General features: G+C 59.5%; 18 protein-coding genes. 15 read left to right on the top strand and 3 right to left on the bottom strand.

Going from position 1 to position 24,626, the window contains the following annotated elements:
- The first annotated feature begins 22 nt into the window (after window positions 1-22).
- The 14 genes from HY921_03350 to HY921_03285 all read left to right on the top strand — a co-directional run bounded on the left by HY921_03350 (window position 23) and on the right by HY921_03285 (window position 20,231).
- Window positions 23-1,024, top strand: coding sequence for a tyrosine-type recombinase/integrase (locus HY921_03350; protein MBI5629904.1), 1,002 nt, complete (start codon window positions 23-25; stop codon window positions 1,022-1,024).
- A 70-nt stretch (window positions 1,025-1,094) separates the two neighbouring features.
- The gene (locus HY921_03345; GenBank protein ID MBI5629903.1) at window positions 1,095-2,579 is read left to right on the top strand and encodes an SAM-dependent DNA methyltransferase; all 1,485 of its coding nucleotides are present in this window, start codon (window positions 1,095-1,097) and stop codon (window positions 2,577-2,579) included.
- Window positions 2,580-2,582: 3 nt separating this feature from the next.
- Window positions 2,583-3,182 carry a hypothetical protein gene (locus tag HY921_03340; protein MBI5629902.1) on the top strand — a complete coding sequence of 200 codons (600 nt, stop codon included), beginning with the start codon at window positions 2,583-2,585 and terminating at the stop codon, window positions 3,180-3,182.
- Window positions 3,163-4,248, top strand: coding sequence for a hypothetical protein (locus tag HY921_03335; GenBank protein MBI5629901.1), 1,086 nt, complete (start codon window positions 3,163-3,165; stop codon window positions 4,246-4,248). Before HY921_03340 ends, HY921_03335 begins: the two co-directional genes overlap by 20 nt.
- 3 nt (window positions 4,249-4,251) lie before the next feature.
- Window positions 4,252-5,484 carry a restriction endonuclease subunit S gene (locus HY921_03330; protein ID MBI5629900.1) on the top strand — a complete coding sequence of 411 codons (1,233 nt, stop codon included), beginning with the start codon at window positions 4,252-4,254 and terminating at the stop codon, window positions 5,482-5,484.
- Window positions 5,485-5,488: 4 nt separating this feature from the next.
- Window positions 5,489-6,376, top strand: a complete 888-nt coding sequence (locus HY921_03325) for a hypothetical protein (GenBank protein MBI5629899.1) — start codon at window positions 5,489-5,491, stop codon at window positions 6,374-6,376.
- Entirely contained in the window at window positions 6,373-9,408 is a 3,036-nt protein-coding gene (locus HY921_03320; protein MBI5629898.1) for a type I restriction endonuclease subunit R, read from the top strand. The genes HY921_03325 and HY921_03320 overlap by 4 nt, the downstream gene beginning before the upstream one ends.
- A gap of 2 nt (window positions 9,409-9,410) precedes the next feature.
- Window positions 9,411-10,139 carry a M48 family metallopeptidase gene (locus tag HY921_03315; GenBank protein ID MBI5629897.1) on the top strand — a complete coding sequence of 243 codons (729 nt, stop codon included), beginning with the start codon at window positions 9,411-9,413 and terminating at the stop codon, window positions 10,137-10,139.
- A 15-nt stretch (window positions 10,140-10,154) separates the two neighbouring features.
- Complete coding sequence (locus HY921_03310) at window positions 10,155-16,415, top strand: hypothetical protein (protein ID MBI5629896.1); 6,261 nt, start codon at window positions 10,155-10,157, stop codon at window positions 16,413-16,415.
- A 34-nt stretch (window positions 16,416-16,449) separates the two neighbouring features.
- The gene (locus HY921_03305; GenBank protein ID MBI5629895.1) at window positions 16,450-17,031 is read left to right on the top strand and encodes a hypothetical protein; all 582 of its coding nucleotides are present in this window, start codon (window positions 16,450-16,452) and stop codon (window positions 17,029-17,031) included.
- 231 nt (window positions 17,032-17,262) lie between these two features.
- Window positions 17,263-17,859: a plasmid pRiA4b ORF-3 family protein gene (locus tag HY921_03300; GenBank protein ID MBI5629894.1), complete on the top strand. Its 597-nt coding sequence runs from the start codon at window positions 17,263-17,265 to the stop codon at window positions 17,857-17,859.
- Window positions 17,860-18,178: 319 nt separating this feature from the next.
- Window positions 18,179-18,502 carry a DUF1646 family protein gene (locus HY921_03295; GenBank protein MBI5629893.1) on the top strand — a complete coding sequence of 108 codons (324 nt, stop codon included), beginning with the start codon at window positions 18,179-18,181 and terminating at the stop codon, window positions 18,500-18,502.
- 113 nt (window positions 18,503-18,615) lie between these two features.
- Complete coding sequence (locus HY921_03290) at window positions 18,616-19,518, top strand: universal stress protein (GenBank protein ID MBI5629892.1); 903 nt, start codon at window positions 18,616-18,618, stop codon at window positions 19,516-19,518.
- Between the two features lie 17 nt (window positions 19,519-19,535).
- Window positions 19,536-20,231 carry a cytidylate kinase-like family protein gene (locus tag HY921_03285; GenBank protein MBI5629891.1) on the top strand — a complete coding sequence of 232 codons (696 nt, stop codon included), beginning with the start codon at window positions 19,536-19,538 and terminating at the stop codon, window positions 20,229-20,231.
- 173 nt (window positions 20,232-20,404) lie between these two features.
- On the opposite strand, the gene HY921_03280 is transcribed toward HY921_03285, so the two are convergent.
- Genes HY921_03280 through HY921_03270 form a run of 3 tightly spaced genes read right to left on the bottom strand, consistent with a single transcriptional unit; the run spans window position 20,405 to window position 23,717 of the window.
- Window positions 20,405-21,463 (bottom strand): PilT/PilU family type 4a pilus ATPase, encoded by a 1,059-nt coding sequence (locus HY921_03280; GenBank protein ID MBI5629890.1) that lies wholly within the window; start codon window positions 21,461-21,463, stop codon window positions 20,405-20,407.
- Window positions 21,464-21,514: 51 nt separating this feature from the next.
- Window positions 21,515-22,087, bottom strand: coding sequence for a TMEM165/GDT1 family protein (locus HY921_03275; protein ID MBI5629889.1), 573 nt, complete (start codon window positions 22,085-22,087; stop codon window positions 21,515-21,517).
- Window positions 22,088-22,109: 22 nt separating this feature from the next.
- Window positions 22,110-23,717 (bottom strand): NAD-dependent malic enzyme, encoded by a 1,608-nt coding sequence (locus tag HY921_03270; GenBank protein ID MBI5629888.1) that lies wholly within the window; start codon window positions 23,715-23,717, stop codon window positions 22,110-22,112.
- 141 nt (window positions 23,718-23,858) lie between these two features.
- On the opposite strand from HY921_03270, the gene lexA reads away from it, so the two are divergent.
- Complete coding sequence (gene lexA, locus HY921_03265; GenBank protein ID MBI5629887.1) at window positions 23,859-24,464, top strand: repressor LexA; 606 nt, start codon at window positions 23,859-23,861, stop codon at window positions 24,462-24,464.
- The last annotated feature ends 162 nt before the right edge of the window (window positions 24,465-24,626 follow it).

Genomic DNA, 24,626 nt, shown 5'->3' with positions numbered 1-24,626 from the left:
ACTCGGTCTGCATGGGAGGAAATTGAACGAGATAACGAACACTCTAAACCAAGATCGTCTTTCGGAGTCGCGCAAGGCGACGACGTTTCAGCAGGCGTATGAAGAGTTCCGGTTGCGCTGCGACTCGCGCAATCTGTCGTCGGGCACTCTGGCCTGGTATCACCAAATCCTCGGCGGCCTTGAGCGCTTCCTGGTCCAGCGCTACGGGATCGCGAGCATGGAGGGGATCACGGCGGGACACATCCGCGCGCATCTGAGCCAACTCAAGGCGCGCGAGTTGTCGTCCGAGACCGTGCACCGGACCTACGGCGGTCTGCGCTGCTTCTTCAAGTTCCTGCTGCGCGAGGGATTGATCCGCTCCAATCCGATGGAGCTGGTCGAGCGCCCGAAGCGCGAGCGGCACTTGATCCAACCGCTCCAGTCCGAGCATGTCCGAACGCTGCTTGCGCAGGCCGACCCCAAATCGTTCCTTGGGTTGCGAAACAAGGTCCTCATGCTGCTCATGCTGGACTCGGGGCTGCGGCTCTCGGAGGCGCTAAAGCTGAGGCTGCCCAACGTAGACGTGCCGGGCGGCACCGTCCTGGTCATGGGAAAGGGTCGAAAGGAGCGCCGCGTTCCTTTCGCCAAGGTCACGCGCCAGGCGCTCGAAGCGTATCTGGTCGCGCGGCGGCGGATCGTCGTCCCGTCGGACTTGCTGTTCATCAGCCGGCACGGCGGGGAGCTGACGAGCCGGCATGTCCAGATCATGATCAAGCGCTACGGCGAGCGCGCCGGCATCCAAGGCGTGCGCGTCTCGCCGCACACGCTGCGCCACACCTGCGCGACGCAGTACATCATCAATGGTGGCGATCCGTTCAGCCTCCAACAAATCCTGGGCCACTCAACGCTGGAGATGGTCCGGCAATACGTCCATCTCGCCAACCGGGACGTGTACGACGCGCACCGGAGATATTCGCCAATGGACCGATTACTTGCCAACACTGGCTTATACTATGGTAAATCAGATATTAATACGATTGTTTAACTATAAAGCATGACTTGACAGGAATCGATATAGCAGCTATAATAATCTCATCGGAATGGGAGCCCTCTAAATGCCACGACTCGATCTCGACACCCTTAAAGGCCATCTGTGGGAATCGGCCAATATCCTGCGGGGCTCAATCGACGCATCTGACTACAAGAACTACATCTTCGGCCTCCTGTTCCTCAAGCGCCTCTCTGACGTGTTCGATGAAGAGGCAGAGAAGCTGCTTAAGGAGGGCAAGACCAAGAAGATCGCGCTCGAAGACCCGGATGAGCACGAGTTCTTCGTCTCGCCCAAATCCCATTGGAAGCACTTGACGACCTTGACGCACAACCTCGGCGATGCCATCAACAAGGCGAACGATGCCCTGGAAGAACACAACCGTGTCCTTGAGGGAGTCCTGTCCGCGACGGATTTCAACGACAAGGACCGGCTCCCTGATTCAACCCTCTCGAAGCTTATCCTACATTTTTCCAAGGTCCGGCTCCGCAACGAGGACCTTGCCGAGCCGGACATGCTTGGCCGAGCCTATGAATATCTGATCGCCCAATTCGCCGATGACGCCGGCAAGAAGGGCGGCGAGTTCTATACGCCCAAAGAAGTCGTGACCCTCTTGGTCGAGATTCTTGATCCGCAAGAGGGCATGTACGTCTGTGACCCCGCCTGCGGCTCGGGCGGCATGCTGGTCCAGGCGGTTCACCACCTTCGCGCGCTGCATCAGAATGCCCGGAACATTGTCCTACACGGCCAGGAGCGCAACATTGGCACCTGGGCCATCTGCAAGATGAACATGCTTCTGCATGGAATCTCCGGCGCGCGGATCGAGAAGGGCGACACGATCCGGGAGCCGAAGCTTCTTCAAAAGGGCAAGCTCATCGAATACGACATCGTGATTGCCAATCCACCGTTCTCGCTCAAGAATTGGGGCGTCGAGTCGGCCGAGAACGACGCCTTCGGACGGTTCAAGTATGGTCTGCCGCCTCAAAGCTACGGCGACTTCGCCTTCGTTCAGCACATGGCCGCAACCCTAAAGCCTTCCGGACGCGCCGGCATAGTTCTTCCTCACGGTATCCTCTTCCGCGGCGGCGCCGAAGGCAAGATTCGGCAGGGTCTCCTGGAAGAGGACCTGATCGAAGCGGTGATCGGGCTTCCTTCTAACCTCTTCTACGGGGCCAGCATCCCGGCGTGCTTGTTCATCCTCAACAAGAAGAAGCCCGCCAAGCGAAAGGGCAAGGTGTTCTTCCTCTATGGCGCGCGGGACTTCCAGCAGCTCAAAAACCAGAACAAGCTTCGCCAGGAGGACATCGAGAAGGCTGTGAATGCCTATCGCTCTTACGAGGCCGTCGAGAAATATTGCCGGCCCGTCAGCCTGGATGAGATTCGCCGCAACGACTTCAACCTTAACATCCCGCGCTATGTGGACATTACGGAGGATGAGGAGCCGATCGATGTCCAGCAGACGATTAATGACCTGCTGAAGCTTAAGAAGGAGCGCGCGCGGGCGGAGGAGAAGGTCGAAGGCTATCTCAAGGAGTTGGGCTACAAGGTCTAAGGCATGGCATTTCACAGCAAGGAAGAGATCGACCAGGTATTGTCCGCGCTCGGCGAGCAGCTTGCGGCGATGAAGAAGTCGCCGGTTGACCTGCTGGTCTGCGGCGGTTCGGCGCTGCACGCGCTGCGCTTGGTCACGAGGCCCACCAAGGACGTCGATGTCGTGGCGCTGCTTTCGGAGACGCCGAACGATGGTCTTGCCATGCATACGGCTCAGCCGCTCCCGTCGCACCTTATCGAAGCAGCCGCGAAGGTCGGGCGCGACCTGCACCTCAAGGATGGCTGGCTGAATCCCGGCCCGACCTCCGCTTTGGATTTCGGTCTGCCCGAAGGCGTTCTCGACCGAGCGGAGGTCCGAAGTTATGGCGAGCATCTGACGGTGCGTTTTATCAGTCGCTACGACCAGATTCACTTCAAGCTCTATGCCGCGGTGGACCAGGCCGGCAAGCACTATCAGGACCTCTTGGAACTCAATCCGTCGGCCCAGGAGCTCGAACAGGCCGCGCGCTGGAGCATGACCCACGACGTGTCAGAGCCCTATCGCGGCGAAGTGAAACGGATTCTAAAGGAAATGGGGCACTCCGATGTCGCTCAAAGACTTTAGAGAAGCGCTGCTTGACCGTATGCTGACGCTCCTTTGGCGTCAGTGGAACACGCTCGGCATCCTGGGAGTCTCGGGGGCGGAAGACAAATGGATCATCGACCCCGAGGCCTTGCTGATCTTCTCGCTGGACCTAGCGCGCTTTGAGCCGCGCTTGTTCGACGAGATCCTCGCGTGGCTGCAGGTCAACGGCGAGTGGCTCGATAACGCCAGGCTGCGTAGACTCCTTTCGACCCAGGATGCCAACGTGATTCGCGTTGTCGGCGGCTCCTTGCAGTATGTCGCGGACCACGGGCAGAGCAGGAAATGGAAAAACCTCGTCAGGTACTGTCACGGCCGGAAGCCTCCGATGGGCGGCCTGCTTGAACCTCTCTTCAAAATGCCATCCGGAGAGTTCCACCCCCGCGCGGAAGGCGACAATATCGATCCAAGCTTCAGGGCCTTCGACTTCAACAGGCCACGCATCAAGACTCAGAAGAAAGCCCAAGAGGTCACGGCGAACTCTGGCTCCAACCTCCGGTTCCTCATGCGCTCCTTGTTCGGAATCGGGGCAAAGTCCGAAGTTCTCTTGTATCTGCTTACGCACAATGAAGGGCATCCGAGAGAAATCGCTGACTCGGTCGGCCTATTCTGGCTGAGCGTCCATCAGGCCCTGATCGACGTATCCAGGTCCGGCCTCATCGTGAAGAAGCCTTATGGGAAAAAGGTCGAGTATTGGCTTTCAAAGCCACGGTGGTGGAGCTTCCTGGCATCAGCCGAGTATCAGCACGCCTCGGAACCGGATTGGCTGAACTGGACGGCTATATTCGGGGGGTTCTCCTCTATTTGGAAGACGGTCGACGAGATAGCAGCACCCTCGCTTTCCGACTACATGCGGGGCTCGAAGCTTATGGACGTTCAGGCCAGCGTGGAAACCGTGGCGCGCGAGTTCGCGCGCGCGGGGTATTACCTCGGAGATGTTCCGTCCACGGGACTTCCATCGGAGTTGTACCAGCAAATGCTGCTGAGGTTCCTGGGCGCAATCTTCGATCTCAAAGTGAAAGAACGGGAGAGTTTGCCTTCGCGATAAGCCATGGCCGATCAAGTCACAATAGTTGGCGCGCAACAGCGATTCAAGAAAACACCCGCAGGAGAAATTCCCGTGGATTGGGAAGCGTCCTCTGTAGGGTCGCTCGCAAGGGAACTTGTCAATGGCGGCACACCAGACACAAAGGCTGAGGCGTACTGGCGCGGAGATATCCCTTGGATTACCGGGGCTGATTTTTCAAAGCAGAAGGTCATAGCCGCGCGTCGACACATTACCCAAGAGGCAGTTCGTAGCAGCACAACGAATGTCCTCCCGAAGGGCTCTATCCTTATTGTGACCAGGACGGGTGTTGGGAAGTTGGCCATCGCTCCTTTCGACCTAGCCATTAGCCAGGACATCACGGGACTAATCCCTGACACGAATCGCGTGCACCCGGAATATCTTTTTTGGGCACTGAACATGCTCGTGCCGCAATTGAAGGCGACTCACCAAGGCACCTCAATTAATGGGGTCCTGCGAAGCGATCTAGAGGCATTCGCCCTCCCGCTGCCTCCCAAGCAAGAGCAGAAAAAGATCGCCGAGATTCTGTCTGCGATCGAAGCTTCTATTGAAAAAGCCGCTGCGGCGGCGCAGGCGACGCGCAAGCTAAAGCAAGGGCTCATCCAAGAAGTCTTCGTTCGCATGCCGCGTCAATATGGCTGGAAGATGTCTTCAATTGGAGACTGCACCAGTATCAACGTGGAGGCCCTCGGGGAGGCAACGCCACCCGATTCAAGGTTTCGGTACATCGACATCTCCTCCGTCGATAACCGAGGGACCATTTCCGAGATGCGGGAGGTCGTCTTCAAGGCGGCTCCCTCTCGCGCTCGTCGAGTTGTGAGGTCCGGAGATATCCTTGTCTCAACAGTACGCCCTTACCTAATGGCGTTCACCAAAATTGATGATGCGCCTGAGAATCTCATCGCCTCCACGGGCTTTGCGGTACTGAATCCAAAGCTGATGGTCGATGGAGACTTCCTTTATCAGTTCATCCGTAGCGATCGCTTCGTAAACTTCCTAGTAGAAAGGATGACGGGCTCCAATTACCCGGCGGTAAATGCGGGCGATGTGGCGATGTGCCCAATCCCTTTGCCAGAACTGGGCGAGCAGAGAGCAATCGGGCAGCGACTGCTAGCCGTCGACCGTGCGATATTGCAGTCCGAAGCAGCCTGTGAGCGAATGGAAGTCTTGAAAGAGGGATTGATGCAAGTGCTTTTGACCGGCAAGGTTCGGGTGTAGGCCGATGACCGCACCTTTGGAGTTCATCAAAGACCACTGGATGGTAGCTGCCACCGGCGTCCTGGGTTGGGGCGTCGGCTTCTTCACGGATATCGGCAAGGAGCATTTCAGACGAAAGATGCGCTTGCGGGAGGAGCACGCGCATGAGATTCAGAAGGAAGTTCTTGCGCCAATCTACGCCTACCTCAAGGAGTTCTACCTCCCCGTGTGTCAGATGAAAATGTCCCCGATCGAGGTTGGCACGGAAGTCATCAACCGCAACAAAGAGCACATTGCCCAGGATACCTATGTCCGCACCGAATTTCGCGTTCGGATCAAGACGCCTGCCAAGACCGACCGGATGGGAATCTTTCAGGACGATTACTGGCATGAGACCGAAGGGTTCCAGAGATACTTCGACGATGCGCTGAAGGTGCATTACCCCGACCTCCTTCAGCGTTGGAAAAGGTTTGAAGAGCGCTATCGATCGATGGCCGGGAAGGCCCGTGAAAATGCGGAGTCGGTCATTCCCAAGCTGCAGGAACTCGCCGGCCTCCAGCTCGCCTATGCGGGAGGTGCTCCAGAACCAGGGGCCTGGGCCAACTATCCGCATATCGCAGTCTTGGTTCTCAATCGTCGACTCGGCATCGGTGAGGAGGGCCTCTGCGTGCCTGGCGGAAGCAACAACGAGGTGAAGACCTCTCGGACACAGACCCAGGTTGTAAAATGCGGATCTTCAGAGCAAGGAGCCCAGATCATTGCCGCTATCGACAAGATCGCAAAGGACTCCACGGGGATCGAGAAGCTCAAGGCCGAGTTTGGAATTCTTGCGGAGGAAGCCAAGCGGCTGCATGAGGACTTTCGATTTGCGCTCGCAAAGAAGCCCGCGCTGGAAAGGTGCCCCTTTGTATGACCAAGCCGCGCCTTAACGAAGACACGCTCTCCGAAAAGCCAGCGATTGAACAGCTCGGCCGCATGGGCTACACGCTAATTTCAGGGGACAAGCTCGATCCGCAGGAGGCCGAGGGCTCGGAGCGCAGCTCGCGGCGGGACGTCGTTCTGGTGGATCGCTTGCGCAAGAAGCTCGCTGAGCTGAATCCGGAGGCAACCGAGGCCACTCTCGACAGGGCCATCCGGCGGGTCACGAACATCCAGGGTGCCGGGCTGCTGGACGAGAACAAGGCGTTTCACCGCGACTTGATCTCGAACGTGACCATCGAGCAGGAAGGCGGTGAGGGCCGCCGCGGCCTGACCATCAGATTTATCGACTTCGACGAGCCCTCAAACAATGAGTTTCTGGCCGTTAATCAGCTTTGGGTGAAGGGGCCGAAGCTCACAGACAGGCCGGATATCGTTATCTACGTCAACGGCATCCCGCTGGCCGTCATCGAGTGCAAGAGCCCGATAGCCCGAGAGACCGGCGTGGTAGACGCAATGGAGCAGCTCCTGCGCTATCAGCGCGAGATTCCAGCGCTCTTCCGCACCAACCAACTCTTGGTCGGTGCGAACCTGTTCGGCGCCAAGTACGGCGCCGTGGGCGCCGACGTAGAGGGCTTTCACGAATGGAGAGAGAAGCCAGGCGAGAAGCTGCCTGTGCTCACCGATCATCCTTCGATTAAGGAGATGTTGGCACTCAAGGTCATCAAGAAGGACGACCTTCCGAAGGTTCCGGCGGCTCAGGATGTCTTGATCGCGGCCCTGTTCAACAAAAATAACCTGCTCGACATCATCCGCAACTTCACGGTCTTCGAAGTGGACGAGGGAAGAATCAAGAAGAAAGTCTGCCGCTATCAACAGTTCACGGCAGTCCAGAAGCTTGTCCGTCGCGTGCTGGAGGAAAAAGACAAGAAGGGCATCATCTGGCACTGGCAGGGCTCGGGCAAATCCCTGACGATGCTGTTTGCCGCGCTCAAGCTGCTTCGTGAGGAGACGCGACTTAAGAACCCCTACTTCGTCGTCGTTACCGACCGACGCGACCTCGACAAGCAAATCTCCGACAACTTCCGAGACTGCGGCTTTCCGAATCCCGTCCGCGCGGAGAGCTCGCGCGAGCTGTACCAGATGCTCTCGGAAGGCGTGGGCCGCACGATCATGACGACGGTCCAGAAGTTCCGGACAACGCCGGAGAAGGCTCTCTCTACGGCCGACAACATCATCGTGCTGACGGACGAAGCGCACCGGACTCAATACGGCAATCTGGCCTTCAACCTCAGAAAGGCGCTGCCAAACGCGGCATTCTTCGCGTTCACGGGCACCCCGCTCGACAAGAGCGACCGCAACACCTACCGCCTCTTCAGCCCCGAAGGCGAGAGGTATCTCGACAAGTACAGCATCGTCCAGGCGGAACAGGACAAGGCCACGGTTCCGATCAAATACATGAGTCGCCTGGCTGACCTGCAGCTCGTGGGCGCATCGCTCGACTCGCTGCTGGCCGGACTATTCCCCGGCAAGAGCAAGAAGGAACTGGCGGACATAAAGCGACAGTACGCGACGCCCGATGTCCTAGCCTCGGCTCCACAGCGGATCGACCGAATCGTCCTGGATATCGTGGAGCACTACAACCAGGCGATCCGACCGAACGGCTACAAGGCAATGATCGTCGCCGAGACCCGACAGGCGGCGGCACTGTATAAGACGGCCTTGGATCGCCTCATCGATCAGGCGCTCTCCGCTGTGGTCATGACGGTAGAGAGAAGCGATCCCGAAGGGTGGCACGAAAAGTATCGCCTGACCGATGAAGCCGAAGGGCGGATCAAGGAACGGTTCAACGATCCCAAAGACTCCCTGAGCTTCCTGATCGTCTGCGACAAGCTGCTGACCGGCTTCGACGCCCCGATCCTGCAAGCGATATACCTGGATAAGAGGCTCAAGGAGCATACGCTGCTCCAGGCGGTCGCGCGCACCAACCGGACCTATCCCAGGAAGAACTACGGGTTGATCGTCGATTACATCGGCCTGGGGAAGGAACTTGCGAAGGCTTTGGAGCAGTTCAGCGCGGAGGACTTGGCCGGCCTGTTCCGCACCGACGACGTGGAGCGAGAGCTAAAGGCGCTGGCGGATCATCAAAAGGCCTGCCTTAAGTTCTTCGCCAAGGTCTCGCTCAAGGGCGAGCCTCGGACCATTATTCAAGACTGTCTCGAAGCGCTGCGCGACGAAGCCGTTCGAGGCGAGTTCGATAAGGCCTACCGCGCCTTCTCCAAGAGCATGGACTTTCTCATGCCGGACCTTAGGGTCGAGCCCTTCCTCAAGGACTTCAAGTTCTTGGGCTCGATTCGAGAGGGCGCGAAAAATCTCTATCGCGACGAGCGACTGCGCACGGAGGACCTCAGCGGCAAGGTCGAAGCGCTGATTCACGCCCACATTGTTGCCGAGGGCATCGAGCGGCTCTTAGAACCTCTGACGATCACCGCCCCGGATTTCTCCGAAAAGCTAGAGGCCAAAGGAAGCGACAAGGCCAAAGCCGTGCATCTCGAATACGCCATTCGTGACACCCTGCATTCTCGCGTGGCGGAGAACCCTGTCTTCTACGGCTCGCTTCAGAAGCAGCTTGAAGACCTCATTCAGAACCAAAAGCGAGAGCGCCACGACGATGCGGACTTGGTGCTGTCGCTCATGAGGATCAAAGAGACCGAGTCTCACAAGGACGAGGCGGCCAGAAAGCTCGGCCTCGATGGCGGAAGGGAGTTCGCGTTCTTCGGCTTGGTGAGCGCCCACGCAAAGGAGATCCCGCTCAAGAGCCAAGAGAAGAAGGCCACCTTGGCCAAGGACGTTATCGGGATCGTCGAGCAGCGCGCAGTCGCCGAGTGGACGGAGCGCGAGGACATTCAGAAGGAAATGCGTCGCGAGATCAAGCGGCTGCTGAGAACCAAGGGCTGCGATGAGGACGACCTGCCCGCCCTGGTGCGCGAATTCATGGAGCTGGCCCAGCAGTGGGTGAAGCGATAGCCATGCCATTTATCCTTTATCGTCGCCAGAGGATCGAGTTCAAGGTTCTCGTTACCCAGCGCAGCAAGACGATGGCTCTCAAAGTGCACCGCAATGGCGTGGCCGAGGTCCGCGCGCCGAAGTTTATGACGCGCGCTCAAGTCCGGCAATTTGTGTCCCGCCGATCATCCTGGATTGTCGAACGCCAGTGTTACTTCCGCGAATTAAAGCGGAGGCACCCCGGAAAGGAGCTGAAGAACGGAGAGAGCTTCTCTGTCCTAGGACGCAACCTCAGGTTGAAACTGGAGCGGCGGCAAGGCCTTGAGGTTCCCTACTGCCAGGTTGAGGATCGCCGGCTCAAGGTCGTCGTGGATGGCCAGGAAGGCGACGCGCTCAGGGCGGCCATGTCGAGCGCGGTTCGCAGCTGGTATTCAGCACTCACCGAGCGAAAGGCATCTGCGGTTGTGCGCAAGCATGCCAGAGCGTTGGCAGTGAAGCCGGGGAAGCTCCGAATTGGGGATCAAGCGATGCGCTGGGCGAGCTGCTCGAAGTCCGGAGACATCCGCCTCAACTGGCGGCTTTCAATGATGCCCATTCCGGTCTTGGAGTACGTCATTGTCCACGAGCTTTGCCACCTGAAAACGCATGATCACTCGGCCCGGTTCTGGCGCATATTGAAATCTGTCCTGCCTGACTTTGAGAGGCGTCGTCAATGGCTGCGCCGCGAAGGGCCGGGGGTCGCGATCTTTTAGCCAGGCGACTGACCCATGTCAAACTACCTGGATCTAGTTCGTTACCGAAACGATGGTGACGACTTCCATATTCTATGGACTGCACGCAGAGCGCTTCGTTTGCTTGACCCCACGTCGAAACTCGTCGCGGTTGCCGTCGAAGGTGTTTCGGATAAGGAAGCCAAGACAACGGCCGGCCTTCTCGTCATCGACACGACAGAGTATTTTGGATCCCAATCGCTAAAAAAGGCCGAGCGGGTTGCCTATTGCCAGCTCAAATACTCTACGACTGCGGCCAACACGGCATGGAATGTAAGCGGTCTGAAAGACACTTTGAAAGGCTTTGGCGAGCGGTTCGCCGCGTTACGGCAGAAACACAGCGCATCCATCTTGGCGCAGAGAGTCCGCTTCCATTTTGTAACGAACCGGCCTATCGCAAGCTCTATTTGGGACGCCCTTAAGGGTCGATCCAATCCAACGCTTGAGAAGATTAGAGCCGCGTCTGGATTGAAGCCTGTCGAGTTCAAAGCGTTTCTTCCACTACTCGTCCTTCAAGGACAGGAGGCAAGTCGAAGGCAGCAGTACGCCAGCCTAGAGTCTGAAGCTGGCGGCCTTCTCGGCCATGTCGATGTGGACGCCTGTCTCAGAATGAAGGACCTCGTTCATTCGAAAACCCTTTCAGAGGCCAAGGCCGACAATGTCATTGTTCGCGCGACCGTACTTCATCGCCTCGGCTTCGTGGAAGATGACCTGTTGCCGTCGCCCCCGCGAATGGAGAAGGTCGCATCAGAGATACCTCGCTCGCAGGAGAGCGAAATCGTTCACGCCGTCCTGCGCGCCGACAATCCGGTTGTCATTCACGCGGCGGGCGGGGTTGGTAAGTCGATCCTGGCCCAACGCCTTCTAAAGGGGCTTCCTCCAGGCTCGGAATCGGTTATCTTCGACGGCTTTGCGGCAGGAGCGTATCGATCCCCCCGCGATCCACGGCATCTTCACTCGCGAGGTTTGGTGCACATAGCGAACACTCTCTCTGCGCGTGGGCTGTGCGATGTCTTATTGCCAGCAAAGGGCACGGCAAGAGACGCATTTGTTCGGGCGTTTCGCCGGCGGCTGGCTCAAGCTGCCCTTGTGGTCAAGGCGCGGTCGCCAAAAGCCATCGTGCTCGTCGTCCTCGATGCCGCAGACAATTCCGCAATTGCGGCCGATGAGCGGCGAGAGGCGGCCTTTGTCCAGGATATCCTCCATGAGGCACCACCAGAGGGCTGCCGATTGGTTGCCCTTGCGCGGACGGAGCGCTTGGATCTTCTGAAGTTGCCCGCATCTGCGATCCGTGTTGACCTGTCGCCATTCACCGAAGCGGAAACCGCCGTCCATCTCCGTGGGAAGTACCTGAAGGCCACGGATGACGACGTAAAACGTTTTCACCGTCTGACGGACAGCAACCCTCGGGTGCAGGCAAACGCGTTGGCCAACTCCAATACGCTGCCCGATCTTCTTGCCAGTCTCGGCCCCCGGGTGCGAACGGTGGAAACTCTGATAAAGGAGCAACTCGAGAGCGCGCTCACCCGAGTTGAGCGCGAACAAGGCCCGTCGAAGGATCTTCAGGCGCTTTGCACAGCACTGTCGATTTTACCCCCGTTAGTCCCGGTAAGAACGCTTGCCCTAGCTGCGGGGGTTCCATCTGCGGCGGTTCGCAGCTTCGCATCGGATTTTGCGGGCGGCCGCCCACTTTGGGTCTATGAAGGGGCTCTTCAATTTCGTGACGAGCCTGTAGAGACCTGGTTCAGGCAACGGTTTCCGGCTTCGCCACGTACGTTTTCCAAGATCGTTGAGATCCTTGAGCCGAAGGCGGCCACAGACGGGTATATTGCTGCTGCCCTACCGCAGCTGCTGCTTGGCGCGGGCAAATACTCAAAACTGGTTGACCTAGCCCTAACCGGCCCACCCTTTGGTGGGGACGATGCCGTAGAACAGCGGGAAGTCATTCTTCGACGGGTCCGATATGCCCTCAAGGCGGCAATCTCCAAGAATCGACTGGAAGATGCTGCGAAGCTGATGATACGGGCCGGCGAGGAAACCGCCTCGGATGACCGCCAAGCGCGGTTTTTGACCGACAATGCGGACCTTGTAGCGAGGCTCGCTGGTTCAGACACTGTTTTTGACTTTATCTTTCGGAAGCGCGCCTGGGAACTCGGCGATCGTGGGTACGCGCAATGCGCGATCATGCTGGCTTCCGATCCACACCAGCGATCGGAAGCTGGGAATTTCTTGCAGCTTGCATTTCAGTCGCTGCGAGACTGGGCGAATACGCCCTCGGAGAGCCGGCAGGATATCGGCAAAGAGCACATAGCCGATCTGACCCTCGCAGTATTGTTGATCGAGGGCCCTCGCAAGGCGGCAAGTTTTATCTCCGGCTGGACGCCAAGATCGCTGTCGTTCGAGATAGGGCGGCTCGTTTCAAAGCGCATTCTGGACGCAGGAGGACTTGCTGCCGTGCAGGCATGGCTGGCCAATGCCGGCAGAGACCTCCACTTGCGGCTTGGCATCACTTTAGAGCTGAGTCGCGTACATGCGCTGCCCAGCTCCGCCGACGTGGTCGCGACCATCAAGCTCCTGCGACGAACAAAACCGAATGAGCTCGCCGAGGAGCGGGACTCCGGCGCAATCGCTTGCGCGATTGCCGCAGCGTCAGAATTCGCCTTTCGGAGAAAAGTCAGGGCAACACACATAAAGGAAGTTCTCGAGGCCCACCGACCAGCCCATGCGAGACCGTTCGACCACTGGGAAAGGGATCGTCGTGACGCGGTTTTGCGAAATGCGGCATTGGCGTCTGTTCTGAGTGGCACCGAACTCGGGCTTGACCAGATCACGCCATCATCGCTCACCGGCGAGCTGACCAAAAAGGGCTCTGAATTCAATGAGGAGGCGAAGAAATTCAAGAGGTCGTATAGCGCCCTCATCCCCTGGTACAAAGTACGTGCTTTGGCCGTCGCCGGAAGGCTCAGAAAGCGCGACGCTGCGGGGCTCCTCTCTGCCGCCGAGAGGGAGTCGCTCTCCGACACTTCGTGGTCGCCAGACGACCGTGAGCGTACTGGAGTCATCAATGATGTCCCTTTGCTTTGGCTCGATTCGCTCCGGTGGGCAGGGCTGGCCACTGAAGTAAATCTCAAGGTCTTGACAAAGTGGCTCGATCAGCAAAGCAGGGTGCACACTCCAACATGGACGGCACTCGCGCGCGTTGCGTCCCAGAATCCAAGCATTCCAAGAGCTGCCCTAAGTCTTGCTGCTCGAGCGAAAGACATCATCCTTGGGGAACATGCGGACGCTCGACAGACATCAGAAGGCCTTGCGAGCCTTGCCCGTGCGGTTCTCTCCGCCAGCCAGCCGGAAGCAGCCGGCTATTTCCAACTCGCGCTAGAGCGCCTCGGGCGAATCGGCGACGAAATGCACGACCGATTGTTCTGCCTGCTTACCGTCGCAGGGGCTGCATCGCAGGATCGGAAGCCCCATTCACGTGAAGCGTACAGGCTTGCTCGCCTCGCAGAAGTTTTCGAGGCACACAACGACCACAAGTTTCCTTGGCACGACGTGTCAGAAGCTGTTGCAGCGCTCTGTTCCTCCTCAGGGTTCGCCATCACCAGCCGGTGGCACGACCGCCGGCAAGCCTGGCTTGGGTCGATATTGCCGCCCGTCATATGCACCTTGCTGGAAAGGAAACAATTAAGTCCGCCAATCGGGGCGGCCCTCCACATCTTCCCCGGGTATTGGGGAATGCGTGACAGCTCAGCGCTCTTCTTCGACGGCAACCTCGAGAAACGACAGCGTCAGCAGATTCTCGACCTATTAGTCGCCGATCTTGAATTCAGTGAGGGCAGGGAGACCTCGCTGGCAGGGCTCCTCTCCGCAACCACGAAGTTTGATTTGAATATCGGGCGGCTAAGGGCCCGTCATGCGTTTGAATCAGCGGCTTCAAGAAAGGGCTCGAGTGGCAGCTCCGTTAGCTTTAGCTTACCGAAGTCAGGGCGTCGCGAGCAAAAGCCGAACTGGCGACGTCTACTCCAGGGGCTCGATCTCAATTCGCCGGCCGGAATCACTCGTGCTGTCGCCAGGATGCGTTCCCAGCCGGCCCCTTGGGAATGGGAGGCCCTTTATCTGCAAATTCGCCAGAGGATCAAGCCCAAGTCCTGGGCAAGTCACGTCCACGCACTTGGCGCCTCGGCACTGGAATTTTGGCAGGCCCTCGACATGCTGGAAGGAGCCGTGGGAGCCTGGAAGAGCAGCGAAGCCGTTCGACGAGCCGTGAGCGAGGAAATCAAAGTAATCGTCCAACAACATCCGCTTGGGCTGGCTCGGGGCCGCTGGGTCTCAAGCCGCGATCTTGGCCGCTGTGCCCGGCTGAGCGGGCTGTCCGAGAGAGACTTGTTATCCCGTCTGACGGGGGCGTTGGCGGACCATGTTGACAGTGTCGCAGCGGCATCCTGGTTCCATCTCGCCGGCGAAGTTGCCAGAGTGAGCTTAAGACCGTCCGAATCGCTGCGAGTGCTTACGTACTCTCTCGACCGATTAGATCCCATCCTACGGGAAGAGGATGGCGACGGGGATTGGCGAGCAAATCTGGTCCCACCAAAGAAGTCAGCACATGCCGTCGCGGGTTTCCTCTTTTCGATACTCTGCAGCCCTAAACCTGAAGAGCGTTGGATCGCTGTCCATGCCGTTAGGCGACTGTGCGCGGTCGGTCAACGCGAGATTGTTGCCGCGTTGATCGAGCTGATGAGGGCCGAAGAGCTACCGGCATTCACCGACCGCCGCTTTCCGCTCTACTATCGGCACGGCCGACTCTATCTGCTCATCGCCATGGCCCGGGTCGCTGAGGAGAACCCATCATTTCTCCGGAACTATTTCTCTGTCTTCTTGCGGCTTGCCCTTCACGATGAGCCGCATGTCCTGATGCGGCACTTTGCCGCTATCGCGGCTGTGGCCATCGCGAACAAACATTCTTCGGCATGCCCTGCGGGGACTCTGGCACAGCTCCGAGAGGTGAATGAGAGTCCATTCCCACGACGCGCCCCAAAACCTGGCCAGAAAGTCGGGTGGAGGACGGACGTTTGGAAGGCCCGGGGCTTTCACTTTGGTTACGACTTTGATCGATATTGGCTTGGGCCGCTAGCAGAAACCTTCAACCAAAGCACGGCGCAAGTCGCCAACTTGGTGGGCAAGTGGATTGTCGATAAGTGGGGCGAGAAATATCGAGGGGCCTGGAAAGAGGATCCTCGAGCACGCCTCGGCCAATTCAAGTCATTCAGCACCGAGCCCGATCACGGAAGTTACCCAAGCGCGGACCGCCTGACATTCTATTTGAGCTACCACGCCTCGTTTTGTGCAGCGGGAGAGCTTCTCGCCAAACGAGCGATTACGACGGAAGATAGCTGGCGTGGTGATCGCTGGTCAGCATGGCTTGAAGGCCACCTATTAACGCGGCCGGATGGAAGATGGGTCGCCGACAGACGCGATTTTGAACCACTGGAGCGCGCCCGGTGGCAGAAAGACCCGCGGGAGCAGAATAGCAAGGACTGGCGCTGGTCGATCCTGCCGGTTGATTTCGACCAAGCACTTGGTATCAACAAACCCGTGCCGCAGGAGATCGTCGCTTGGGGACGGTGGAATCGCACGGAAGGGTATAGAAGCGAGGATGTCCGAATATCAACGGCGTTGGTTTCTCAGAAGAGTTCCTTGTCCCTCCTTCGTGCTCTGCAAAATATCGACTGCTTTCACGACTATCGTGTGCCTCCCGAGCGTGACAGCCTTCAGATTTCCGCCGGCCAATTTGAACTGAAGGGTTGGATCGCGAGTCCAGACGGCACCGAATCCGGGCTAGATAAGTTCGATGGCAGGTCAGGCGACATTCGCTGGCCAGTGCCCCGTCCCGGACGGCTGGTACGTAGACTTTGGCGCCTTAGGAGTGACGACGAACAGCGTATTTGGCAGTACGGCAACCGATCCGTAATGCGAACGACGGTCTGGGGCTGCCGCAGGGACGATGGTGATAAGGAGGGCGGGAACGACGGCACCCACATGAGCGTGGATCTGAAATTCCTGCTCGCGGTTTTGGCGAGGTTGCAACGCGATCTGATCATCGAGGTAGAGGTAAAACGAGACGATGGGACTAAAGAAGAGAAAAGCACCGAGTACTACAGGCATCAATTCTACACCAGGCTCTACATCCTCAGAAGCGACGGCTCCCTGCACACGACCAGCGGATGTCGTCGCCTTCGGTCAGGAGTTGGTAGCCGAGCTTAAGTTCGAGCAAGGCGTAGATACACTCGGGCGCTGGATGTCGCATTATCTGGCGGAACTTATCGCCCGGGCGAAAGGTTCGAGCGGCGCTGAAAGGGCATTGGCCGAGCGCGAGTGCGTCGACGTTATTCTCAAGATCTGGAAGCATCGCGCAGCTTTGCCGGGCCGGCCCTTGCAGTCGTTCGCTCCGATCGTGAGGATGTTAGAGATTCTAAGCGACAAAAACCTGAACTGGTACTTTGATCGGACTCCGGAGGCAGACGGCGACGTCGGCACGTGGTTGAAGATTGCGACAAATATCGACTCGGCATCCCGATCGCTGATCCGGTGGTGCCTGGCCATGGCAACGACCTCGGCAGCACGAAAGGAGAATAAGTGGCTCAAGAACAAGGAGGCGATGGCTCTTGATCCTACCGACGATATCAAGAGTGCGAAGAAGATTGTCGAAGACTCGGAGCACTTGATTGAGCGCCGTCGTGCGGAGCTTAAACGCCTCGCTGAAAGCCTAAATTACCTACAGAAGAATGGGCGAGTTCTATCCCGCCACTTTGAACAGCTTTCCCGCGCTCTTCCTTCGCCGAAGAAGGCAACTTCCAAGAAGGAGCAGGGGAACACTTGATCTCATGAAGACAACGAAGAAAGAGCCGGTACGAGTCTGGTGTGAAAGGTGCCTCCGCTGGCTACATCACGATACCAGACGCTGTCCACTTTTCCCTAACGTGGCGCACCAAAAGAAGTGGACGGAATGCTGCTGTCTCATCCACACGTGCTTTGACGCAAAGCCGGAAGGCATCAAGCGAGACAAGCGCACATCGGAGACCTACCGAGATTTCGTCGTGGGAGAGTGAACATGGCTGGAACTAAATCAACGGCTCAAACGTATCAACTCAAGGTGACACTGGACGGCATCGAGCCGCCGATCTGGCGGAGGCTGGCCGTGCCGAGCGACATCAATATGAAGAAGCTCCATGAGGTCCTACAGGTCGCGATGGGCTGGACGAATTCGCATCTCCACCAGTTCATCGTCGGCAAGACCTATTACGGGATTCCGGACGACGAGGTCGTGGGGCCGGAAGAGACGAAGGACGAGCGGCGCTACACGCTAGCCCAGCTCGCCAAGGGCAAGGGCTCGAAGCTCGTCTACGAATACGACTTCGGCGACGGCTGGGAGCATCTGATCGCGGTCGAGGATGTGCGGCCCGTTGAGGGCAAGGCCGCTCACCCTGTCTGCCTTGACGGGGCTCGCGCTTGCCCGCCGGAAGATGTCGGCAGCATCCCCGGCTACGAGAATTTCCTGGCGGCCATCAAGGACCCGAAGCATCCGGAGCACGAGGACATGGTCGAATGGATCGGCCGGCCGTTCGATCCTGAGGCCTTCACCGTGGAAGCCGTGAGCATGGAGCTTCGGGAGTGGCGCAAGCACGGGTTGCTATCGCTGCATGAGTAGGCTGAAGTTGACGAAAGACGGAAGTCCTGTTAAACTGGAAGGGTCGGACCCGGTTCTTTGCGACGCGCAGTTCCTACCACTTCACAAGTTCGCTTTCCCTGCGAACTTTAGAGCGGCCGGCTGCGCAGGGTGAAATAAAAAAGCGCTGGATTTACCAGCGCTTCTGCGAGTCGAACCGTCAACTTCGGTTCTCGCGGTTATGAGCCTTGCGAGCTACCGGGCTGCTCTACCCCGCAGATAGATAATACCACTTCCGTTGAGAAAAATTCAAGGAAGTTTTGTGATGTGCGTCGAAATATGTAGTATGGGTCAAGTGGTGATGAGCGAGATACTGGTTTTGGGCGGGCTGGGCCTGGTCATGGGGCTTGTCCTCGTCCTGCCTTTTTCGGTGCGCTGGGTTGAGGAGGAACTCGAGGGCTTCCTCCTGCTCATGGGCTGCGCGGCCGTGACCATGAGCGGCCTGTGGAGCCGGAGCCTGGCGGCCGAGGTTCTTCGCCAGCCCGCCGCGATCGCGGCGGGGGTGTTCGTCTTCGGCCTGGCCTTCGAGCGCGGCCGCGGCTACCTTTATGCGGGAGTCTTGAGGTTTTCCGCGGCGGTGGGCATGCGGGCGTTCTTATTCCTGCTGGTCGTGGGCTTGCGTTGATGTCGGCCTACTTCCTTCTCCTTGAAATTTAGCGCCACTAAAGCTTTAATGCTCGCTCAGTTCGTTGCTTCAGCCGGCCTTTTCGTTGCGGGGAACTTATTGGAGGCATATATATGAAAACCAACCACGCGCTGCGCTTTCCGCCTAAAAGAATTCTGGTTCCGCTGGATTTGTCGGACGTGTCCATGGCGGCCTGGCAGCAGGCCGTCGCTCTGGCGCGCAAGTTCGGCGCGAAGGTCGATGGTCTTTATGTCCAGCCCTGGCTCTATTCCGCCTTGGGAGTTTACTCCCCGGCCTCCATTCCCGAGCCCAAGGCGACCGCCAGCGCCAGCCAAACCGCCCTGCGCGAGCTGCGCTCGAGGCTCGGCCAGGAGGCGGATGTGCGGGTCGTTCCCGGAGCCATCGAGCCGACCATTCTTTCTTGGGGAAGGGATCTGAAGTACGACCTGGTGGTCATGGGCACCCACGGCCGGACCTGGCTTGAGCACGCGATTCAGGGCTCGATCGCGGAAACCGTCATGCGCCACGCGACCATTCCAGTGATGATAGTGCGGGGCAAGGCGCGTAAAATCCGGGAGGTCATGGCTCCGGTGAATTTCGAGCCGTACTCCATCGGCGGCCTGGAGGCCGCCGGCAGGGTGGCCGAGGCTCTGGGCGCGGGCCTGACGGTTCTCCATGTCATCGATTTCCCGGTTTACCGGGATTCCGCGGCCATTCAGGGCCCCAAGGGCCTGATGGCCGACGCGATCGCGGACCTGCCCGAGAATATCAGGAAGACTTGCCGCCCGAGGCTTCGCCTCTCCTTCGGCAAGCCTGCCGAGGAAATCGTGGCGGCCGCCGAGGACGCGGACTTGATCGTCCTGGTGGCCCACCGCAAGGGCTTCTTGAGCGGCACCCTCCTGGGCACCACGGCCGAGAGGGTCTTGCGCCATTCCACCAAGCCCGTGCTGGCGATTCCCTCGGGCATGATCCCCGCAAGAAAGGGGGCGGCGCGCGCCGGCAAGCTCAAGAAATAGAGGGTTTTATGCTAGACATGGGAAAACTGGGGTCGTATCTCGAGGCCGAGGCCGCGGCTCTCAAGGGGCGAGGCGAGCCGGGACGGCCGCGACGGGCGTTTATCACCATCTCGCGGCAGTCCGGGGCGGGCGGGCGTTCCCTGGCCGAGGCGCTGTTGGCCGAGATGGAAAAGGACGCCCGCCCGATGTTTCACGGCTGGCACATATTCGATAACGAACTCTGCGAGGCAGTGGCCTCAGACCCGAAACTTTCGGTGATCGCGGAGTCTTTGATCGACGAGCGTTTCCGAGGGTGGGTGGAGGACTATCTGGCGCAGTCCCTGGCCGGGCTTTCTTCCCAGCTCGCGGTATTCCGGAAGATCTTTAAAACCATCCGAGGCTTGGTCGCGGGGGGAAATGTAGTCATCGTGGGCCGGGCGGGCGCCTGCGTGACGAGGGACATCCCGGGCGGGACGCATGTTCGGCTCGCCGCGCCGATGGAGCTGAGGCTCTCCGCGCTCATGCGGCGCTACGGGTTGGAGAAGGCCGAGGCCGAGAGGAAAATGGAGTCTCTCGAGGCCTCGCGGAGCAGGCTTGTCAAAACCTACTTCGCCAGGGATATAAATGACCCCCTGCTTTACCACGCCGTGTTCAATGCCGGCGCCACGCCGCCGGCGGGCCTGGCGAGGGTCATCATCGCGATGGCCGCCGAGCAAGCCGTGGGCAGGGCCTAAGGGCTCGCAATGGAATAATATGACCAACTGGCGGGGGCAATTTTGGAGCGAGACGAGGATCGAGGAGCGAGCATGCCCGCAGCGGTATGTGAGTGACGAGAAACGAAGTCGCAGCCCAAAAGTGCCCCCGCCCTCCGGGCGGGCCAGTTGGTCATATTATTCCATTGCGAGCCCTAACTGCGCGCCAAAAGCTCGGGGTTTCGCATGCGGGACAAGGCGGTTTCCTTGGAGATCTGGTCCTCTCCGTAGAGCTTCTTAAGGCAGCTGTCCTTTGAGATCATGCCGTTGCGCGAGCCTGAATGGATGGCGTCGTTGATGGCACCCAGGTTGTTCTCGCGGATCATCTGGCGGATGGCGGGCGTGGCCACCAGGACCTCCACGGCGGGTACCAGCCCCTTCTTGTCCTTGCGGGGCAGAAGCTCCATGGAGACCACGGCTTCCAAGCTTGCGGCCAACTGCTCGCGCACGATGTCCTGGTCTTGGGAGGAGACCGCGGTGATGATCCTTTGGGCGACGGTCGAGGCGTCGCGGGCGTGAAGGGTGGTCAGCACCAGATGGCCGGTTTCGGCGGCCAGAAGCGCTGCGTAAATGGATTGGGAGTCGCGCAGTTCTCCGATGCAGATGACGTCCGGGTCCTGGCGCAGGGAATCGAGGATTCCCGCCTCGAAGGAGGGTGTGTCGGATCCGACCTCCTTCTGCACGAAAATCGAGCGGCAGGGTCTGAATATCATCTCGATGGGGTCCTCGACGGTGACGATCTTGCCGGGGTTTGCCTCTTGGTTGATATGCTCTAGCATCGCGGCCAAGGTCGTGCTCTTGCCGCTGCCCGTGGTTCCCGTCACGAAGATGATTCCGGAAGGGCGGGCGGCGAGCTGTCCCAATATAGGGGGAAGGCCCAGGTTAGAGAGGGGGAATATCTTGGTCGATAGGATACGCAGGGTGGCGCCGATTTTTCCCATGGAGCGATGGAGGCTTACGCGAAAGCGTCCGAGTCCCAGGATGGTGTGCGAGAAGTGGAGACGCCGCTCCCGCTGGAAGGCCTCCTTTCTCTCGTCGCTCAAGATGGGGGCGATGAGCTCCTCTATCCTGGTCTCGCTCAGGGGCGGGTAGGGGAGTGTTTTGAGCTCCCCGGCCACGCGCGCGATCGGAGGCGCCCCCTCCACGAGGTGGAGATCCGAGCCCCTGTTGAGCATCACCTCGTGCAGGGCTCCGGTCAAGCTGATGTTGTCCATGGCGACGTCAGAAGAATAGCAGGAGGGCGGGTCCGCCGCAAGGGGTCAGTGTCAGTCCGCGGCCAGCATCCAGACTCCGGCCAGGATGAAGCAGGTCCCGGAAAAAATCCGGATGAGCCGCGGGCTTATCCGGGAGGCGATGGAGGCCCCGGCCCATACGGTCAAGGCGTTGAGGAGCACCAGGGCCGCGAGCGCCCCTAGGTAAACCGGGGCGGGCTTGCCTGTCTCGGCTGTGAGGGTCGCGGCGGCGATTTGCGTCCTGTCCGCGATTTCAGCCAGGGAGACGGCCATGAAGGAAACCGCGAACGGCCCCCAGCGCCGGAATTTATTGAGCTGATTTCTGGCGTGCCCTTCGGCCTTCTCGCCAAAAAGGATTCCGGCCGCGCCCAGAAGAATGAACAGGGTGCCCGCCCCATGCCGGAGGCGGTCCGGCGCGACGAAAAACGGCATGGCCCCTCCGGCCGCGACGGCGACGGCCTCGAGCAGGGCGTAGGCCAGGCTCATGCCCAGAAAAACAGACCAAGGAGCGCGAAACGAGGTGGCCAAGAACAGGCCAGCCACTCGGCTTTTATCCGCGATCTCGGCGATCAGGATGAGGCCAAAAGCGCTCCAGAAGACGCTCATTTCGAGGCTCGAGCCTATGGCGTTAAAAATAGCTTGAATACTGGGGGCGGTACTGCCGGGCCTGGATCTGCGCGAGTATATCCGCGGGCCTGGGCTCCTTGGCCAGTCCACGGGCGTAGGCGACCTGGGCCACGGCCGCGGCGATGCGGTTGGAGACCTCCTTGATCCGGGAGATCGGCGGGAAGAGGCAGCCGGCCTTTATGTCCTCGGGACCGGCGCAGGAGGCCAAGGTCCGGGCGGCCTCCAGGAACATCTCGTCTGTGATTCGGCGCGCCCCGCAGGCGATGGCTCCCATGCCCACTCCCGGGAATATGTAGACGTTGTTGGCCTGTCCGGGAACGAAGGTCCGTCCCTGGAAGGAAACGGGGTCAAAGGGGCTGCCGCTGGCAAACACAGCGCTTCCCCTGCTCCAGGCATAGGCCTGCTCGGCAGTGCATTCGGAATTGCTGGTCGGGTTGGAGAGGGCAAAGATCAGGGGCCTGTCGTTTAGCGAAGCCATCTCCTCGACAATTTCCCGGGTGAATTGCGCTTTCTTGCCCGAGACGCCGATGAGAGCGCTGGGCTTGAGCTCCCGCACCGCTTCGAGAAGCCCGCGTAAGGGCTTGCCGGCATGGGCGTAAGGCCTCTTGTGCTCCTGCAGGTCCGCACGGCCGCTTTCCACCAGGCCGCGGCTGTCCATGAACCGGCAGCGCCCGCGCGCCTCCTCTAGGGAGAGGCCCTCGGCCGTCATGGCTCTTACGACCAGGTCGGCTATGCCGATGGCCGCCTCACCGGCCCCGTGGAACAGCAAAGTCCGGCGGGAAACCGGAACCCCTGTGATAGAGGCCGCCGAGTAGAGGCCGGCCAGGGCCACGGCCGCCGTTCCTTGTATGTCATCGTTGAAGCAGCAGGCCTTGTCGCGGTATGCGGCCAGGAGCCGAAAGGCGTTGTGGTTGGCGAAATCCTCGAACTGGATTAGGGCCTTGGGGAATACCGCTGCCGCGGCGGCCATGAACTCCGCTACCAACTCATCGTAGTCACGGCCCTCCAGGCGGCGCTCGCAGGTTCCCAGGTAGAGACCGTCGTCGAGGAGGGCTTGGTTGTTGGTGCCGACGTCGAGCATGACCGGCAAAGTCTGCTCCGGAGGAACGCCTCCGCAGGCCGTATAGAGGGAGAGCTTGCCCACCGGGATGCCCATGCCGTTGGCTCCGAGGTCGCCCAGTCCCAGAATGCGCTCGCCGTCGGTCACCACGATGACGCGCACGTCCTTGTGCGGCCAGTTTTCGAGGACCTGGCGTATCATCCCTTTCTCGTGGCGGGTGATGAAAATCCCGCGGGAGCGGCGGAAAATGTGCGCGTAGCGCTGGCAGCCTTCCCCGACCGTGGGCGTGTAGATGATGGGCAATATTTCCTCGATGTGGGCGCAGACGACCTGGTAAAAGAGGGAGGTGTTGCGGTCGAGCAGGGACAGCATGTCGATGTATTTCTCGATTGGAGCGGCCCTGCGGCGCAGGTTCTGCAGGACGCGGCTGGCCTGCTGCTCCGGAGTGGAAACCCGCGGAGGGAGGAGCCCGAGTATCCCCAGATTCAGCCTTTCTTCCCGGGAGAAGGCGGTTCCTTTGTTCAAAAGGGGATCGTGGAGCATGTCGATGCCCATTTTCTCTCGGGGCGCGGCGGGAGAGGAGCAAGGCTTTCGAGCGCGGCGGGTTATGTTTTTCTTTGCCATGGTGTTATTTTATCACGCAACATTCCAACCCTTACATACCATACGGATATATGGTATGCTGGGCCCATGGAAAATCTTACCAAGAAGCAGAAGGAGATATACGACTTCATCCTGGTCCGGGCGGCTCAGGGAGAGCCGCACCCGACCTTCAGGGAGATAGGCAGGCATTTCGGTCTGGCCGTGGGCACTGTCCAGGACCATATCTCGGCCTTGAAAGCCAAGGGAGCCCTGAAGCGCCAAGCCGCCAGAATGGCCCGGGCGATCTCGGTGACGGAAGGCGCTTCTGGCGTCGAGATCCCGATACTGGGGCGGGTGGGGGCGGGCCCGGGCATGATCGCCCAGGACCACGTCGAGGGCCACTTTAACTTCCGCAGCTTCACTTTGGGAACGGATTTCCTCCTGCGCGTCAAAGGAGACTCCATGGTCGAGGCTGGGATCATGGAGGGGGACCTGGTCCAAGTGCGGCGCCAACCCACGGCGGAGGACGGGGACATCGTGGTAGCCCTGGTCGGGGAGGAGGGCGTGGTCAAGCGTCTCAGGCGCTCGGGGCGGGCGTATCACTTGGAGTCGGCCAATCCGCATTACGCTCCCATCACCACGAGCTTCCAAGTGATCGGCAAGGTGCTGGGACTGGTGCGCCGCTATGACGGTCGGCCGAGGTTCCGCGCCTAATGGCTCGCAATGGAATAATATGCCCAAAAGTGCCCCGGCCCTCCGGGCAGGCCCATCTTCGGCCGATTTCTTCGTTGCTCGTCGGTCACAATGCGCTGCGGCATTGCTCCCTCCTCGCGCCTCGAAATCAACTCGAATCTGGGCCTGCCAGTTGGTCATATT

The organism is Elusimicrobiota bacterium (genome assembly GCA_016218575.1).
In the GTDB taxonomy this organism is placed as follows: domain Bacteria; phylum Elusimicrobiota; class Elusimicrobia; order UBA1565; family UBA9628; genus JACRDN01.
This window is presented reverse-complemented; position numbering and strand designations above follow the sequence as displayed.